The following is a 15,479-nucleotide window of genomic DNA, read 5'->3' on the forward strand; positions in this document are numbered from 1 at the left end:
TTGATTTGCCCCGGGGGCCAGCATAGTGCCGCCTTTGCCGATCAGGCGACCAACGGCACCTGCGCTCGGGAAAAACCTGCACACCAAGGTGACAATTTGGCAACCAAAGCCCGCGCCGCCTGCTACCGTGTAGAAGTTGGTGGTGAACCTTATCGCTGATGAACCTGTCGATAGTTGCACCTCTGGCCAGGTCTGTCGGCACCCTTATGCGACGGGCCCGTCAGGTTGGCCATATCTTCTGAAGGACCGTCCATGATTCCAATTCAACGCATCGCCTGGCTCAAGGCATGGGGCGCCCATGGCTTCACGGCCACCGGCGTCGTGCTCGCTTTCCTGGCCACCATCGCCCTGCTCGACAACCAGCCCAAGGCCTGCCTGCTGTGGTTGGGCATCGCGCTGATCGTGGACGGCGTGGACGGGTCGCTGGCGCGCAAGGTCAATGTGCAGTCGGTGCTCCCCAATTTCGACGGTTCGGTACTGGACCTGGTGATCGACTACCTCACCTACGTGTTCATCCCGGCGCTGTTCATGTATCGCTATATTCCGGTGCCGGACTACACCCTGCTGCTGAGTGTGTCGATCATTCTCGTGTCGTCGCTGTTCTGTTTCTGCAACGTGGAGATGAAGAGCAAGGACAACTATTTCCAGGGGTTTCCCGCGGCCTGGAACGTTGTCGTATTGTGTGTCTACATCCTGTCGCCGGCGCCGTGGCTGACGTTCATCACGGTGATTTGCCTGGCGCTGTTGACTGTGACCCGGATGAAATTCCTGCATCCGTTCCGCGTGCGCCGCTTCATGCCGATCAACATCGCCGTGACCAGCATCTGGTTCCTGTGCAGTTTCCTGCTGGTGCTCAATCACCCTTACAACGGTTCGGTCGTGCTCTGGGTGTGGCTGGCGATGTCGGCGTACTTCCTGGGGATCTGCATCTGGCGCACCTCGCTTGAATGGATCGATAAAGCGCGCTTCTGAGACATCACCTGACCTGTAGGAGTGAGCTTGCTCGCGATCGCTGTCGGTTTGACACCACGATGGTGAATGTCAATCGCAATCGCGAGCAAGCTCACTCCTACAATGATCGTGCGAACATGACATTCCGCGTTACGCCCTCATCCCCGCCAGATACGCCCACGGATAAATCCCCCGCTGGTGCCCGTCGCTGAACACCAGCTGCAGGCCGTAGCCCTGGGGATGCACACCCACTACCCGAATCGACCCGGCCACCACCGGGTTCATCCCGCGCAACCGGAATGCCCGGCATTGCGAGCACGGGCATTGCTTGCGCAGGAGCACGTGGTCGATGTGCTGCTCGCTGCCGTCCTGCCAGTTCAGGCGCAGAGTCTGTCGCTCCCGGGAGTTACCGATAGCGACCGGCACCGCGCTCATTGCAACTGCCCCAGCGCAATGCGCACCGCCTTACGCACTTCCGGGTCGGCGTCGTGCTCCAGTTGCAGCAATGCGGGACGGGCAGCCTTGTCCGCCAGTTCGCCCAACGCCAGCGCCGCTTCCTTGCGCAGGTTGCTGATGCTGTGATTCAGCGCCTCGATCAACGGGCCCAATGCTTCGGGATGGCGTAAGCGCCCCAGGCTGCGAGCGGCACGCAGGCGCACCTGCCAGTATTCATCATTGAGCGCGGCAATCAGGGCCCCGGCGGCTTGCTGTTGCCCGACCTTGCCCAAGGTTGTGGCGGCCTCTTCGCGCACCTGCCAGATGTCATCCTGCAACGCCGTGCACAACGCCGGCAGCACGCGCGTATCGTTGGCCAGGCCCAGGGCGCCGGTGGCAGCGCGGCGTACCTCGCTGTCCGGGTCGTGGCTGGCCAGTGTCGCCAACGCCTCCAGGGCATCGGTCTTCTTCAGCCATCCCAGCACACCCACAGCCTCACGCCGAACCTCGGCGTGTTTGTCATCCAGGGCGTGCAGTGCAACGGGTGCGGCTTCGTCCAGGCGCAATTCGCGCAAGGCGCGAAAAGCAGCCACTCGCACGCTGAGGTCCGGATGGGTCGTCCAGGGCAAGATCACCCTGCCCGCCTCTTGCGTCTTGAGCACGCTCAGGCTTTGCGCAGCCGCCTCCCGCACCGACGTCTGAGGGTCGGTCAAGGCCTCGCACAAGGCTTGCACGACTTCGCGCTCCTCCCAGGCTTCCAGCAGCGCGGCCGCCTGGGCGCGCACCGTCTCGGCCGTGTCATGGGCCAGGCGGTCGATCAGGCAGGGCAGTCCATCCAGTTCTTCGAGATCGGCCAGTTCGATCAGGGCAATGCGGCGCACGCCCGCGTCGGGATCCTGAAGGCGCGGTTGCAGGGCCAGGATGTCCGGATGGTCGATATCGTCAAAGTTACAGGTCAGGTCAGTCATGTTCTTCAACTCAGCAGATACGGGATCTCGACCTTCACCGCACCGGTGGGGCAGTCTTTCTCGCAGGGCATGCAGTACCAGCATTCGTCGAAGGCCATGTAGGCTTTCTGCGTCGCCGGGTTGATGGCCAGGAGGTCCATCGGGCATACGTCGACACAGACCGTGCAGCCTTTTTCGGCGATGCACTTGTCTTCGTCGATGGTCACCGGGGCGTTGGAGCGGAAGAACACTTCCTGGGGCTGGTAGGCCATTTCACGGGATCCTTGGCGCGTATCGCGCTCTGTCTTTGAACGGGCGGTGTGGCGAATGGGTCAAGCAGCGTCGGCGCCTACGCGCAGGCGGTCATAGGCCTGCATTTCATCGGCATCCAGCGCCACGATGTAGGGCTCGACCGGCTTCTTGAAGCTTTCCATGCGTCCGTCCTGGCCCTTTTTCAGGTGGCAATGACAGAACCAGTCACGGTCGTTGCGCAGGGGGTGATCCACCCGATGGTGGTACAGGCCCCAGCGGCTCTCGGCGCGGTACAACGAAGCCCTGGCGGCCATTTCCGCGCAGTCGCGAATCACGCTGACTTCCATCGCCCGCATCAGCTCATGGGGGGTGTTGGCCTTGAGTTGGTCCAGATCGCGCTCGATCTGCGCAAAACGCTCCAGGCCCAGTTGCATCTTCCTGGTCACCTTGGGCGGTTGCAGGTAGTCGTTGACGAAGCGGCGCAGCTTGTACTCGACCTGGGCTGGCGGCAGCCCGTGTTCGCGGTCGAGCGGCGCATAGACCCGCGCCTGCTCGCGTTCGATCTGCTGCGCATCCAGAGTGGTAAAGGCCCGTTCGGCGACGTAGTCGGCCGCGTTGTTGCCGGCAAACCAGCCGTAGGTAAAGGCCCCCAGCATGTAGTTATGGGGCACCGCGGCCATGTCGCCTGCCGAATACAGCCCCTTGACCGAGGTTTCTGCGCGCTCGTTGACCCACACCCCGGACGCCGAGTGACCGCTGCAAAAGCCGATCTCCGAGATGTGCATTTCCACCATCTGGCTGCGGTAATCGGTGCCGCGATTGGCGTGGAACTGGCCACGGCTGGGGCGTTCGTTGCTGTGCAGGATCTGCTCGATGTTCTGGATGGTTTCTTCGGCCAGGTGATCGAGCTTGAGGAACACCGGGCCGTTGCCGCTTTCCAGTTCCTGATGGAACTCCCACATCATCTGGCCGCTCCAGTAGTCGCACTCGATGAAGCGTTCGCCCTTGTTATTGGCGGTGTAGCCGCCCAGCGGGCCGGTGACGTAGGCGCAGGCCGGACCGTTGTAATCCTTGATCAGCGGGTTGATCTGGAAGCACTCCAGGTTCGCCAGCTCCGCCCCTGCGTGGTACGCCATGGCGTAGCCGTCCCCGGCGTTGGTGGGATTCTCGTAGGTGCCCATCAGGTAACCCGACGCCGGCAGGCCGAGGCGCCCCGCCGCACCACAGGCCAGGATGACTGCCTTGGCTTTGATGACATGGAAATCCGCCGTTCGGCAATCGAAGCCCATCACCCCGTTGACCGCGCCTTCTGCGTCGGTCAACAGCCGGGTGCAGACCACGCGATTGGTGATGTTTACCCGCGCCCGCTTCAACTGGCGATAAAGCACCTTCTTGATGTCGTGGCCCTCGGGCATCGGCAGCACGTAGGCGCCCATGTGGTGGACCTTCTTCACCGCGTAGTCGCCGGTTTCGTCCTTCTCGAATTTCACACCCCAGCGGTCCAGTTGCTCGATGGTTTCGAAGCTGTGGGTCGCGTAGGCATGCACCGTCGCCTGGTTGACGATGCCGTCGTTGGCAATGGTGATTTCCTTGGTGTACTGCTCAGGTGTGGCGTGGCCGGGAATCACGGCGTTGTTCAGGCCGTCCATGCCCATGCTGATCGCACCGCTGCGCTTGACGTTGGCCTTGTCGATCAGCAACACCCGCAGTTCGCGGTTGCGCTCCTTGGCCTTGATCGCGGCCATGGGGCCGGCGGTGCCTCCGCCGATTACAACGATGTCGTATTCCTGTTCAAGGGTCTGGCGCGTCATGACTGGGCCTCTCGCTGACGGTCGATGCGCAGGCGGTACTGGAATGCATCGCCGCGGTAGTAAAGGTGTTCGAAATCCACGGGCGCGCCGTCTGCGGTGTGGGTCAGGCGTTCGATGCGCATGATTGGCGAACCAGCCTCGACGTTCAGTGCACCGGTCAGGTCCTCGTCGGCCAGCACTGCGTCGATGGCAAGGTCCGCATGCCCCAGGGACAGGCCGCAGTCGTTTTCCAGGATCAGAAAGATGTCGCGGGTGACAAGATCGGCATTCTCCAGCCGCTCGCCCAGGTGTTTGGGCAGCCAGGTCACTTCCAGCGACACTGGCTCGCGATTGATCAGCCGCACCCGCTTGATCTGCGCCACCGTCTCTCCCACTTCCAGGTTCAGGCGCTCGGCGACGAGCTTGTCGGCGGGCACGAAACGCAGGCTGCGCAAACGGTTGATGACCTCATAACCGCGCCCGGTCATGGATTCGGCCAGGCCTTGCAGGGTGCTGACGTTCTGGAACGCCTTGGGTTTGGAGACGAAGGTGCCTTTGCCGTGAATCTTGAAGATCAGCCCTTCCTTCTGCAGGTCGCCCAGCGCCTGGCGCACGGTGATGCGGCTGACCTTGAACACCGCCCCCAACTCGCTTTCCGAGGGCATCTGGCTGTTGGGCAGGTACTCGCCATCCAGGATGCGGGCGCGTAGCAGATCGTGCAGTTGGGTGTGCAAGGGCACGCTGGAAAGCGGTGAAAGGGTCTTGGCGGCGTCGGTCATGGCGATCACTTGTTATAACGAGTTATGACGTGATGTTATGAACCTAAGAGCCGCTTGTGAAATACCGTTTGTTTATAAGGTTAGTGCGCTCGAGCCAATCTTCGTGATGGGCACACCAAAGATCCGTAGCAGCACGGCTTGCCGGCGGGAGCGGTGGATCAGACAGAGATGCGTTGCCTGATACGACGCTCCCGCCGGCAAGCCGTGCTGCTACGGGGATGTGTGATGCGGTTCAGGTGGTATAGGTCAACGGCAACTGCGTGGTGGACTTGATCTGCTCCATGGCGAAGCTGGAGCTGATGTCGGTGATGCCCGACAGCTGGATCAGCTTCTTGTACACCGCGTCGTAACCGGCGATGTCCGGCACCACGATTCGCAGCATGTAGTCGGTATCACCGGCCATGCGGTAGCACTCCACCACTTCCGGCAAGGTCGCGATCAGGTCATGGAAGCTGCCCAGCCATTGCGCGTTGTGCTGGTTGGTGCGAATGGCGGCGAACACCGTGACCGCGACGTTCAACTGCGCCGGGTCGAGCAAGGCCACCCGGCCGCGAATCATGCCCTGCTCTTCGAGCTTCTGCACCCTGCGCCAGCAGGCGGTACTGCCCAGGCCGATGCTGTCTGCGATCTCGGCAATGGGCCGCGTGCAGTCGGCTTGCAGAATCCCGAGAATCGCCTGGTCGAACTTGTCCATGGTCAAAGGTCACCCTTACAAAGCGTTATTGCCGAATGCGATAAGGATAAGCCCATTATCAAGGACCCGCGAAATCTTATTCTCAAAAAGATGGACACAGGAGAAAAATAATCTATTCGGTCTGCGATTCTGCGTCGAGTTATCAATTTTTTTTCAGGCCGGCGCTAGTAGTATTTTCTGCATTATGGACAGCACGGATTTTCCTCCAATGAGCACCCTTCCCTGTTATTTCGATTACGCCGCCACCACCCCTGTCGATGACCGCGTCATCCAGGCCATGGTCACGTGCCTGGGCCGCGAAGGCACCTTTGGCAACCCGGCTTCCAGCTCCCACGGCTACGGCAACCAGGCCCGCCAGGCCGTTGAACTGGCACGGCGTCAGGTCGCTGAACTGGTGGGCTGCGGCGCCGAATCGATCATCTGGACCTCGGGTGCCACCGAGTCCAACAACCTCGCCATCAAGGGCATGGCCCAGAGCGCCAAGGGCCCGCGCCGCCACCTCATCACCAGCCGCATCGAGCACAAGGCGGTGGTCGATACCGTTTCGCAACTCGAACAGGCAGGCTTCCCGGTGACCTGGCTCGAGCCTGACCGTCAGGGCCTGATCCAGCCCGAAGCCGTGCGCCAGGCACTGCGCGAAGACACCCTGCTGGTGTCGCTGATGATGGTCAACAACGAACTGGGCACGCTGACCGACATTGCCGCCATCGGTGAGTTGGTGCGTGAGCATGGCGCGATTTTCCACGTCGATGCGGCGCAAGGCGCGGGCAAACTGGCCATTGATCTGAATACGCTGGCCGTGGACCTGATGTCGTTCTCCGCCCACAAGATCTACGGCCCCAAGGGCATTGGCGCACTGTATGTAGGTGAACGGGCCCGACCGCTGCTCGAAGCGCAGATCCACGGTGGCGGCCATGAGCAGGGTTTCCGTTCCGGCACCCTGGCCACCCACCAGATTGTCGGCATGGGCTCGGCGTATGCCCTGGCCAGCGCCGAGATGGCCGAAGAGGTTCAGCGTATTTCCGAGCTGTCGGCGCAATTGCGCGAAGGTCTGCTGCAATTGCCGGGGGTCAGTCTCAATGGCGATCCGCTGCAGCGCGTGCCCCACACGCTGAACATCTGCGTCGACAAGGCCGGCTTCAACGCCTTGAGCCTGGCGGCTGACATTGCGGTGTCTTCGACGTCGGCCTGCAATTCGGCCAGCAGCGGCGCTTCCCATGTGCTGCTCGCGCTGGGCCTGACCCAGGCGCAGGCCGGCAGCAGCCTGCGCCTGAGCCTGGGCCGCTACACCCAGGCCGCAGACGTTGAAAAAGCCATCGCCGTGATCGCCCAGCGGTTGAACAGCCAGGCCACGACCTTCTGGTGAGGTGTAACCTCCAGAGGTTACATTTCGGAAAGTAACCCCTAGAGGTTACTTTCCTGACAGTTTGAGCACCGCCAAGCCAATCGCGATGCTCACCGTGAAACTCACCAGCGTGCCGAGCAGCACGTATTCGCTGAGCGGACGCTGGTCGGCGCCCTTGATGTCGTTGAACCGCAGAATGCTCTTGGCTGTGAGCAGAAAGCCGATGGCGGACCACTGCTCCAGCAGCACGAACGTCAGAATCAACACTCGCTCCAGATAGCCGATCCAGGTGCCGGCCTTCTTCAGCGAGTCTTTGCTACTGGCCTCCACGGCCGCCATGAACGGCGTCAGCACCGCGCCGGTCAACGCCGAGGCGGGCCGGAGCACCAGGACATACGCCAGCAGCACCAACAGGTTATGGCCGGTGAACAGGGTTTTGCACAGCTCCCAGGCCCAGTTCCAGTACCCTTCGGCACTGAGCCAGATCACCGTCAATGCACCAACCTGCAAGCCGAACTGCAGCACGAAGGCAAATGCCGATCTAACCTTCGTCATTAGCCAGCCGATCAGCGCCCGAATCAGCGCAAACCCCAGGCCTGCGCCAAGCGCAGGTAGCCCGTGGCGATCGAACGCAAACAGCACGGCAGCGACCGCAGCACCTTGCACCAGCGCCTGTAGTCCCCTGAACGCAAGGCTCGCCGGTTGGCCGCGATGCTCTTGCCATTTGCCGAAAACGAACTCAAGCAGCAGATTGAGCAGAATCAACGCCAGCAAGACGGTAGAGGCATCACGCATCGACCACCTCCAGCAGCCATTGCCCGGTACAAGCCAGGTAGCGATCCAGCAAACGCGCCTGCCCCCGCTGCAAGGCCTTGTTGACCGCGACGCGGGACTTGCCCAGTTGCTCGGCGATGCTTTGCTGGTCGCCGCCGTCCAATAGATGCGCGTAATAGGCTTGAGCCTCCACCACCGTCCATTTGTCGACGACGGCGGCGACAAACTCGGTTACCAGCCCGGCGCCGCGCTGCAACAGCGGGTCATGACTGAACAGGCCCAGAGTCAGTTTTTTCATGCCATCGAGCCCTTGTCCCGACAGCACGAAAGCTTCGCCGTAGCGCCCGCCGGATGCCGCGCCGCCAATGCCGATGGCAATCCGCGCATCCCAACGCTCGCCCGCCGGGCTTGCCGAAATCAGACCGGCACGAATCGCCAGCGCACATTCAAACGCCTTGGCAGCATGTTTCAGCTCCACCTGAAAACCATCACCACGGAAGGTGTCGATGGTCAGGCCGTAGGGCTTCTTCAGCGTCGCAAGCACGCGTTTGAGCCCGTCAAGATAGGCATGGGTGTCGCTGACGGTCTGGGAATGCATCAGATCCCCGGTCAACACGGCTTTGGTGGTCATGGGCGCCCCACAAGGAAAGTGCGATAGCGACCACTATAGGCCAAATTGCAGAAAAGTAACCTTTTTGGGTTACTTTCGAAAATGTAACCTGAAAAGGTTACACCTCAAGCCGCGCAAACCCTGCCAAACCCCGTGAAAACAGGGGCCCGGCCATCACACAACCACTCCGCTCTCTGGCACAATCGCGCATCCGTTTTTCCGAGACAGTCATGAGCATGGACCTGAACAGCGTTTATCAGCGCCTGAACACCGGCAGCAAGAAGTGGAGCCAGTACCCGCAGGACGTGTTGCCGATGTGGGTGGCCGACATGGACTTCGCGGTGGCCGAGCCGATCATGCAGGCGCTGAAGAATCGTCTGGAGCACCCGCTGCTTGGTTATTCGGTGGCACAGGACCGTCTGCGGCAGACGCTGGTGGCGCGCCTGGCCGATCAGTATGGCTGGCACATCGCGCCGGAAGACCTGGTGTTCCTGCCGGGCGTTGAGCCTGGGGTGAACATGGCGCTCAATGCGCTGGTCCAGGCTGACAGCGCCGTCGTGGTACAAACGCCGAACTACTCGCCGCTGCTGGATGCCCCCGGAAACTGGGACCTGGCGCGGATTGATCTGCCGTTTCACGCCGATGCAGATGGCACCTATCCCACCGACATCAACGCTCTGCAAAACACCCTGTCCGACGCCCGCTGCCTGCTGCTGAGCAACCCGCACAACCCGCTGGGCAAGGTCTTCGAGCGCGATGAGTTGCGCGCCATCGGCCAGGCCTGTGTGGACCGTGATGTGCTGATCATCTCCGACGAGATTCACGCCGACATCCTGTTCGACGGGCGCAAGCACACCCCCATCGCATCCTTGAGCCCAGAGATCGCCGCGCGCACGGTCACGCTGATGTCCGCCAGCAAGGCCTGGAACATCGCCGGGATGAAGACCGCCTTCGCCATCGTGCAGAACCCCGAGCTGCGCAAGCGCTTCAACCGCGGCCAGCGCGGCTTGGTCGACAGCGTCAACGTGCTCGGTTATGAAGCCACCCAGGCGGCCTACAGCGAAGGCGGCGCGTGGCTTGCGCAGATCATGGCCTACCTGCAGGACAACCGCGACTATCTGGCCCACGCCATCAAGACCCGTTTTCCCGGCATTGCCATGAACCTGCCGCAAAGTACCTTCCTGGCCTGGCTGGATTGCTCGGGGCTTAGTCTGGAGAACCCACAGCGGTTTTTCCTTGAGCAGGCAAAGGTGGCGATGAGCGCGGGTCTGGAATTCGGCGACGATTGCGGGCAGTTCGTGCGCCTGAACTTTGGCTGCCCGCGGCCAATGCTCGAAGAAGCACTGGCGCGGATGGAGCGCAGCCTGCCCGTCAGAAATACTTGAGCCAGGAGATGTCGCGACGCCGGGCCTTGAGCTCGGCGAACCAGCGCACCGCGGGGAACAGCGCCACGATCAGCACCGCAGCGCACAACCACACCGCCGCGACCGAATCGAAGCCGAAGTAACGGCCCTGATTCTGCCCCCACAACGCGACGGCGATCAGGTACTGCACCTTGAGCACGTACAGGTGCAGCAGGTAGAAAAACATTGGGGCGGCACCAAAGATCACCAGCGGCTTGAGCCATTTCGACGACCCGGCGCGCTCCAGCCACGCCAGCATCAGCAGGCCCACGCCCAGCGTCAGGCTCAGGAACAGCAGCGATGGCGGGTACTTGGTGATGTTGAAAATGCACATCAAGGTCAGAGTCAGGGTGTCGCCGGGCGCCCAGGGTTTCTCGCCGTAACCGTTGATACCGCGCAAGGCCAGGAACAGCGCCAGCAGGCCAACGCCCCAGGCGACCAGATTGGTCTGGCGCCTGATGGCATCTGCGTTACGGGCGAACCACGGCCCGGCGGCGTAGCCCACCGCGATGACGCCGATCCACGGCAACAATGGATATGAGGTGCGCAGACGCAGGCTGTCGCCGACCCCGATCCAGCCTCGGTCATGCAACACGGCCCAGGGAATGTGCATCAGCGAGTCGGCCCCGAAATGCAGGGTATCCAGCATGTTGTGCCCGGCGATGATCGCGATGCCCAAGGCGGCCAGGGCCACACGCGGCAAGGCGACCAGCGCCGCGAGTGCGATCATGCTCAGGCCGATAGCCCAGATCACTTGCAGGTAGATCACAGCGGGCGGGAACTCAAAGGTCCAGGCGAAGTTGACCAGCGTCACCTCCAGCGCAATCAGCACCAGCCCGCGAACGAACAGGAAACGGCTGACCTGCCCCCGGCCCGGATAACGCTCGCCGTAGAGAAACGCCGAAAGGCCGGTCAGAAACACGAACAGCGGCGCGCAGAAATGCGCCAGGGTGCGGCTGACGAACAATTCCGGGCTGGTGCTGGCGACATCCATCGGGTCGGACACTTGGCGATGCAGGAAGAAGGTTTCGCGCACGTGATCCAGCAGCATGAAAACGATGATGAGGCCGCGTAAGGCGTCGATCGATTGCAAACGGGTGTGGATCGCCGGCAATACGGACTGGAAGCGACTCATGGGCGGCGCCCCTCATTCACAGCCCCGAACGTCGGCGCGCGGCCGATGGATGACCAGGCCACGGCATCATGGGGGTGCAGGCTTTCAAGGTGCCTGACCGACACGCTGCTTACCGGAAAACCCATGGCCAGCGCCTGCTGAACCTTGCGCGCCGCATCCTCGACGTACATCAGGTTCTGCCCGTTGAGCCGGGCGAAGGCCTGTTCGTCGGCGCGCTTGACCGCCGTCTGCACCGGTGTGCCGAGGGCGTCTTCGATCAGGTCGATCAGGCTGTGCAAGCCCAGGTGATCGGCGTCCTGGTCGATCCGCACCTGAACCCGGGCCACGCTGCGCTGGCTGTGGGGCGTGGCATGGGAACCGTTGTGGCGCAACCACGCAGACACCTGCGCGCTGTCCACGGGACCTGCGCCGAAATGCAGGATGAATGCCTGTTCCAGCAGTTGCCGGGACAGCGCAGCCGAACATGGGCAGGTAGACGAATAAGTCACCTCGACGCCCGCTTCGAGCCACAGACGGCCCTGCTGCCATTGCGCATCGAGCACCACCGGATAGGATTTCCAGCCGCTCAAACCCTGAGTGACCAGCGCCGGGCGTTTGCACAGCAGATCGAAGGTCAGGCGCAGCCGGGCCTGGGAGCTATGGCAATCGGCGTGGCTGGCCACCATCAATTCTAACAGCGCGGCAAGGCTGGCCGGGCTTACCGCCTGATGTTCGGCGAAACGGTCGAGCAGCGTGTACAGCCGCGACATGTGAATGCCCTTGATCTGCGGCACCGGCAGATCGACATGCAGGTCGGCACGGGCATGAACCGGAGCGGCGGCGCCGGGCTCGTCGAGGGTCAGGGGAATGTCGATGCCCTGCATGCCGACCCAGTCGAGCGGCAGCAGGGCTTGGGACAATTCGGAGGAAGCAACGTCGGGAAGCGGATTGTTCATGGGAAGGATGAAGTCTCGAAGCGCATTTGATAGTTATAACATAACATTTCAAATGCAGACTTCCCACTGCTACGGGATCGGGGTATTCACAAAGGACGGGGGGGTGTCGATAACCTGTGGGAGCGGGCTTGCCCGCGAATGCGGTGTATCAAGCTACATCGAAGCGTCATCCCTGACGCATTCGCGGGCAAGCCCGCTCCCACAGATCCGATCCAGGCAGCCATCCCACGGTCCCGTAGCAGCACGGCTTGCCCGCGGGAGCGATTTCAGGGACGCCCCCGCCGGCAAGCCAGACTGCTACGGTTAGGCCTCAATACCCCAACGAAAGCCCGGTATTACGACGCGGATCGTTAGCCCCGTAGAAACGGTTGTTGCCCACCGGTTTGCCACCCAATGACGGCGCGCCGACCAGAATGGCGGCCAGGTGGTTGGCATCCTGCGGCTCGGCGAACTTGTGACCCCAGCTTTCGAGAAGCTTCTGCGTGTCAGGGCTGACCGCGAAGTTTTCAAGATTGGTGGTTTCCGGCATCCACTGCTGGTGGAAACGTGGCGCATCCACCGCTTCCTGGATGTTCATGCCGTAGTCGATGACGTTGAGCATGGTCAGCAAGGTCGCGGTGATGATCCGGCTACCGCCCGGCGTACCCACCACCATCACGGTCTTGCCGTCCTTGGTGACGATGGTCGGGCTCATCGACGACAGCGGCGCCTTGCCCGGTGCGATGGCGTTGGCTTCGCCCTGGATCAGGCCGTACATGTTCGGGACGCCGACCTTGGAGGTGAAGTCGTCCATTTCGTCGTTGAGGATCACCCCGGTCTTGCTCGCCATCACGCCCGCACCGAACCAGTCGTTGAGGGTATAGGTGACCGAAACCGCGTTGCCCCATTTGTCGACGATGGAGTAATGGGTGGTGTTGTTGCCTTCGTGGGGTGCAACCCCCGGTTTGATGGCTTGGGAGTCACCGGCTTTTTGCGGCTCGATGGCGGCACGCAGCTTGGCGGCGTAGTCGCGATCCAGCAGGTGGGCGATGGGGTTCTTCACGAAATCCGGATCGCCCAGATAGCTGTTGCGGTCCACGTAGGCGTGGCGCATGGCCTCGATCTGGTAATGCATGCCCTGGGCTGAGTGATAGCCCAGATCCTTCATCGGGTAGCCTTCGAGGATGTTCATGATCTCGCAGATCACCACGCCGCCAGAGCTGGGTGGTGGCGCGGAAACCACGTGGTATCCACGGTAATCGCACTCGATGGGCGCCAGTTCCCGGGTTTTGTACTTGTCGAGGTCAGCCTGGACGATGATGCCCTTGCCCGCCTTGCTGGAATCGACGATGGCTTTGGCGACCCAGCCTTTATAGAAACCGTCACTGCCCTTGGCGGAAATTTCCTTTAAGGTTTTCGCCAGATCCTTCTGCACCAGCTTGTCGCCGACTTTCAGCGGCTGGCCCTTGTTCAGGAAGATTCCGGAGAGGTCCTTGTCGGCCTGGAACTCCTTGGTGGCGTAGTCCAGCAGATCGACGTCACCCTGCTCCAGCGCGAAGCCGTTTTCCGCCAGCTTGATCGCCGGTGCGATGACTTCGGCGCGCTTTTTGGTGCCGTATTTGCTAAGCGCCAGCTCCATGCCAGACACCGTGCCCGGCACCCCTACCGCCAGGTGGCCCTTGGAGCTGAGGTCCGGCACCACGTTGCCGTCCTTGTCCAGGTACATGTTCGCGGTCGCCGCCAGCGGCGCCTTTTCGCGGAAATCGAGGAAGGTCTTGCGGCCATCGGCCAATTGCACGGTCATGAAACCGCCACCGCCCAGGTTACCCGCTGCGGGATACACCACCGCCAGCGCGTAGCCCACGGCAACAGCGGCGTCCACCGCGTTGCCACCGGACTTGAGAACATCGACACCCACGTGTGTCGCCAGGTGTTGAGCGGTGACCACCATGCCGTTTTCAGCGGCAACCGGCGCCACGGAGGCAGCGTAGGAACAGGAGACAGCCAGGGTCAGTGCCGTCGCGACGAGCGACTTGGCCAAGGGTTCGTACTTCATGGGGCAACTCTCTTCTTCTTTTTGATAGGAACATCAATGTTCGATTGAGGCCCTGTAAAAGTAGCGGCTGAAAGAGAGTTTGACAGAATATTTCATCGCAGCACGGCTTGCGGGTGCGGGCGATTTCAATGACGTCCCCGCGGGCAAGCCCGGCTGCTACGGGGATTTCGTTGTCCACGCGGTCCGTAGCAGCACGGCTTGCCGGCGGGGCGATCTCAAGGAAGTACGATTACGTATTAGAACCAGCGATCGTTGCGCTTGCGACCACGGGTCAGCGAAGGCAGGATCAACCCCAGCAGCAGCCCCGCGCCGGCAATGCTGCCGCCGTAGACCATGTAGCGCATCAGCACCTGATTGTTCTCGTCACCCAGCTTGGCCTGGGTCGAGCGCAATTCGGACTGGGCGTCGGTCAACTGGGCGTTGAGGTCCTTGGTGCGCGATTCCAGCTCATCCACCAGCTTCTTGCGCGAGTCGAGGGTTTCCTGCATGCCCTGGACCTTGGTTTTCCAGTCGTCGTCGATGGTTTTCAGTTGTGCGCTGAGATCAGCGACCTGCTGGGTCAGTTGCGGCACACGCTCGGCAGGGCCCGGCACTTCCTGCAGTTCGGAGGACGGAATCCAGACGGTGTCACCGGAAGTGCCCTTGACCTGGCTGTAGTCGCCCTGGGTGGTCAACAGCTCGACCTTCTGCCCGGACTTGAGTGTGCCGACGATGCGATAGCCATCGGTGGGGCCGCTGCGCACGTAGGTGCTCAAGGTGTCGGCCACCCAGCGATCCTTGCCTTCCGCCAGCGCCTGGCCCGCCAGCCCCAGGGACAGCAGCGTGCTCACCAGGCCAATGCCGAGCGCGCGGCGACGAGCGCCCGGCTGCGGGGAAACGTGAGGGGTGGAGGCGCGATCAGGAGATAGAGGCATGGATGATCTTCAACAAAAAATAAAAAAGAAAGGCCGGATGGTCGGGCCCCGTGCAATGGACAAAAAACGGGCGGCGCTGCGCGCACAGTGGTCTACTGACAGTTCAAATGGTGTCAGGTTCAGTGTCGGGGGGTGACGTTCGTCTGGTGGATGGCCGATGCCTGTAGGAGCGCGCTTGCCCGCGACGGCGATGTGCCAGTGGACATAGAGGTACCTGACCCGGCGCATTCGCGGGCAAGCGCGCTCCTACGGGATCGGTGCGCGCCCGCCACCTGAGGACAACCCCTACCCCGTAGCAGCACGGCTTGCCGGCGGGGACGTCCTCGAGATCGCCGACGCCGGCAAGCCGGACTGCTACGGGGTATGTGTGTTGACAAGAATGGCGGAAGGCAGCGGGAGTCGAACCTGCCCGGGAACGGCTGCCGTCCCCAACCGGGTTTGAAGCCCGGCCGCGCCACCGGGCGCGATTGCCTTCCATGA

General features: G+C 62.1%; 16 protein-coding genes and 1 tRNA gene. 4 read left to right on the forward strand and 13 right to left on the reverse strand.

What is annotated here, in order from left to right; all coding sequences use genetic code 11:
- Positions 1-252: 252 nt before the first annotated feature.
- Positions 253-972 (forward strand): phosphatidylcholine synthase, encoded by a 720-nt coding sequence (gene pcsA, locus NPS29_RS04985; RefSeq protein ID WP_274131085.1) that lies wholly within the window; start codon positions 253-255, stop codon positions 970-972.
- Between the two features lie 129 nt (positions 973-1,101).
- Here the strand turns inward: pcsA and NPS29_RS04990 are convergent, their stop codons facing one another.
- The 6 genes from NPS29_RS04990 to NPS29_RS05015 all read right to left on the reverse strand — a co-directional run bounded on the left by NPS29_RS04990 (position 1,102) and on the right by NPS29_RS05015 (position 5,848).
- Entirely contained in the window at positions 1,102-1,386 is a 285-nt protein-coding gene (locus NPS29_RS04990) for a DUF971 domain-containing protein (protein ID WP_274131086.1), read from the reverse strand.
- A complete protein-coding gene (locus NPS29_RS04995) occupies positions 1,383-2,354 on the reverse strand; it encodes a HEAT repeat domain-containing protein (protein ID WP_274131088.1) in 972 nt (323 codons plus the stop codon). The genes NPS29_RS04990 and NPS29_RS04995 overlap by 4 nt, the downstream gene beginning before the upstream one ends.
- 5 nt (positions 2,355-2,359) lie before the next feature.
- A complete protein-coding gene (locus NPS29_RS05000; RefSeq protein ID WP_274131089.1) occupies positions 2,360-2,605 on the reverse strand; it encodes a 4Fe-4S dicluster domain-containing protein in 246 nt (81 codons plus the stop codon).
- A 60-nt stretch (positions 2,606-2,665) separates the two neighbouring features.
- Positions 2,666-4,396: a fumarate reductase/succinate dehydrogenase flavoprotein subunit gene (locus tag NPS29_RS05005; protein ID WP_274131090.1), complete on the reverse strand. Its 1,731-nt coding sequence runs from the start codon at positions 4,394-4,396 to the stop codon at positions 2,666-2,668.
- Complete coding sequence (locus NPS29_RS05010) at positions 4,393-5,154, reverse strand: GntR family transcriptional regulator (protein ID WP_274131091.1); 762 nt, start codon at positions 5,152-5,154, stop codon at positions 4,393-4,395. Before NPS29_RS05010 ends, NPS29_RS05005 begins: the two co-directional genes overlap by 4 nt.
- A 232-nt stretch (positions 5,155-5,386) precedes the next feature.
- Positions 5,387-5,848 (reverse strand): Lrp/AsnC family transcriptional regulator, encoded by a 462-nt coding sequence (locus tag NPS29_RS05015; RefSeq protein ID WP_274131092.1) that lies wholly within the window; start codon positions 5,846-5,848, stop codon positions 5,387-5,389.
- A gap of 208 nt (positions 5,849-6,056) precedes the next feature.
- On the opposite strand from NPS29_RS05015, the gene NPS29_RS05020 reads away from it, so the two are divergent.
- On the forward strand, positions 6,057-7,214 hold the full coding sequence (locus tag NPS29_RS05020; protein ID WP_274131093.1) for a cysteine desulfurase family protein: 1,158 nt from the start codon (positions 6,057-6,059) through the stop codon (positions 7,212-7,214).
- Between the two features lie 45 nt (positions 7,215-7,259).
- Here NPS29_RS05020 and NPS29_RS05025 read toward each other — a convergent pair whose 3' ends face one another.
- Positions 7,260-7,988 (reverse strand): hypothetical protein, encoded by a 729-nt coding sequence (locus tag NPS29_RS05025; protein ID WP_274131094.1) that lies wholly within the window; start codon positions 7,986-7,988, stop codon positions 7,260-7,262.
- Positions 7,981-8,598: a hypothetical protein gene (locus tag NPS29_RS05030; protein ID WP_274131095.1), complete on the reverse strand. Its 618-nt coding sequence runs from the start codon at positions 8,596-8,598 to the stop codon at positions 7,981-7,983. Before NPS29_RS05030 ends, NPS29_RS05025 begins: the two co-directional genes overlap by 8 nt.
- Before the next feature lie 209 nt (positions 8,599-8,807).
- Here NPS29_RS05030 and NPS29_RS05035 point away from each other — a divergent pair, with 209 nt between their 5' ends.
- Positions 8,808-9,962 (forward strand): MalY/PatB family protein, encoded by a 1,155-nt coding sequence (locus tag NPS29_RS05035; RefSeq protein WP_274131096.1) that lies wholly within the window; start codon positions 8,808-8,810, stop codon positions 9,960-9,962.
- Here NPS29_RS05035 and NPS29_RS05040 read toward each other — a convergent pair.
- The 4 genes from NPS29_RS05040 to NPS29_RS05055 all read right to left on the reverse strand — a co-directional run bounded on the left by NPS29_RS05040 (position 9,949) and on the right by NPS29_RS05055 (position 14,999).
- Positions 9,949-11,115 (reverse strand): DUF1624 domain-containing protein, encoded by a 1,167-nt coding sequence (locus NPS29_RS05040; protein WP_274131097.1) that lies wholly within the window; start codon positions 11,113-11,115, stop codon positions 9,949-9,951. The genes NPS29_RS05035 and NPS29_RS05040 overlap by 14 nt on opposite strands.
- The gene (folE2, locus tag NPS29_RS05045; RefSeq protein WP_274131098.1) at positions 11,112-12,050 is read right to left on the reverse strand and encodes a GTP cyclohydrolase FolE2; all 939 of its coding nucleotides are present in this window, start codon (positions 12,048-12,050) and stop codon (positions 11,112-11,114) included. Before folE2 ends, NPS29_RS05040 begins: the two co-directional genes overlap by 4 nt.
- Positions 12,051-12,360: 310 nt before the next feature.
- A complete protein-coding gene (gene ggt, locus NPS29_RS05050; RefSeq protein WP_274131099.1) occupies positions 12,361-14,085 on the reverse strand; it encodes a gamma-glutamyltransferase in 1,725 nt (574 codons plus the stop codon).
- A 236-nt stretch (positions 14,086-14,321) separates the two neighbouring features.
- Positions 14,322-14,999, reverse strand: coding sequence for a TIGR04211 family SH3 domain-containing protein (locus tag NPS29_RS05055; RefSeq protein WP_274131100.1), 678 nt, complete (start codon positions 14,997-14,999; stop codon positions 14,322-14,324).
- Between NPS29_RS05055 and NPS29_RS05060 the strand changes: the two genes are divergently transcribed.
- The gene (locus tag NPS29_RS05060) at positions 14,998-15,135 is read left to right on the forward strand and encodes a hypothetical protein (RefSeq protein WP_274131101.1); all 138 of its coding nucleotides are present in this window, start codon (positions 14,998-15,000) and stop codon (positions 15,133-15,135) included. The genes NPS29_RS05055 and NPS29_RS05060 overlap by 2 nt on opposite strands.
- Before the next feature lie 244 nt (positions 15,136-15,379).
- Here NPS29_RS05060 and NPS29_RS05065 read toward each other — a convergent pair.
- Positions 15,380-15,475 (reverse strand) — tRNA-Sec (locus NPS29_RS05065).
- Positions 15,476-15,479: the final 4 nt, after the last annotated feature.

The sequence above is a fragment of the Pseudomonas putida genome, from assembly GCF_028682175.1.
In the GTDB taxonomy this organism is placed as follows: Bacteria; Pseudomonadota; Gammaproteobacteria; order Pseudomonadales; family Pseudomonadaceae; genus Aquipseudomonas; species Aquipseudomonas putida_AD.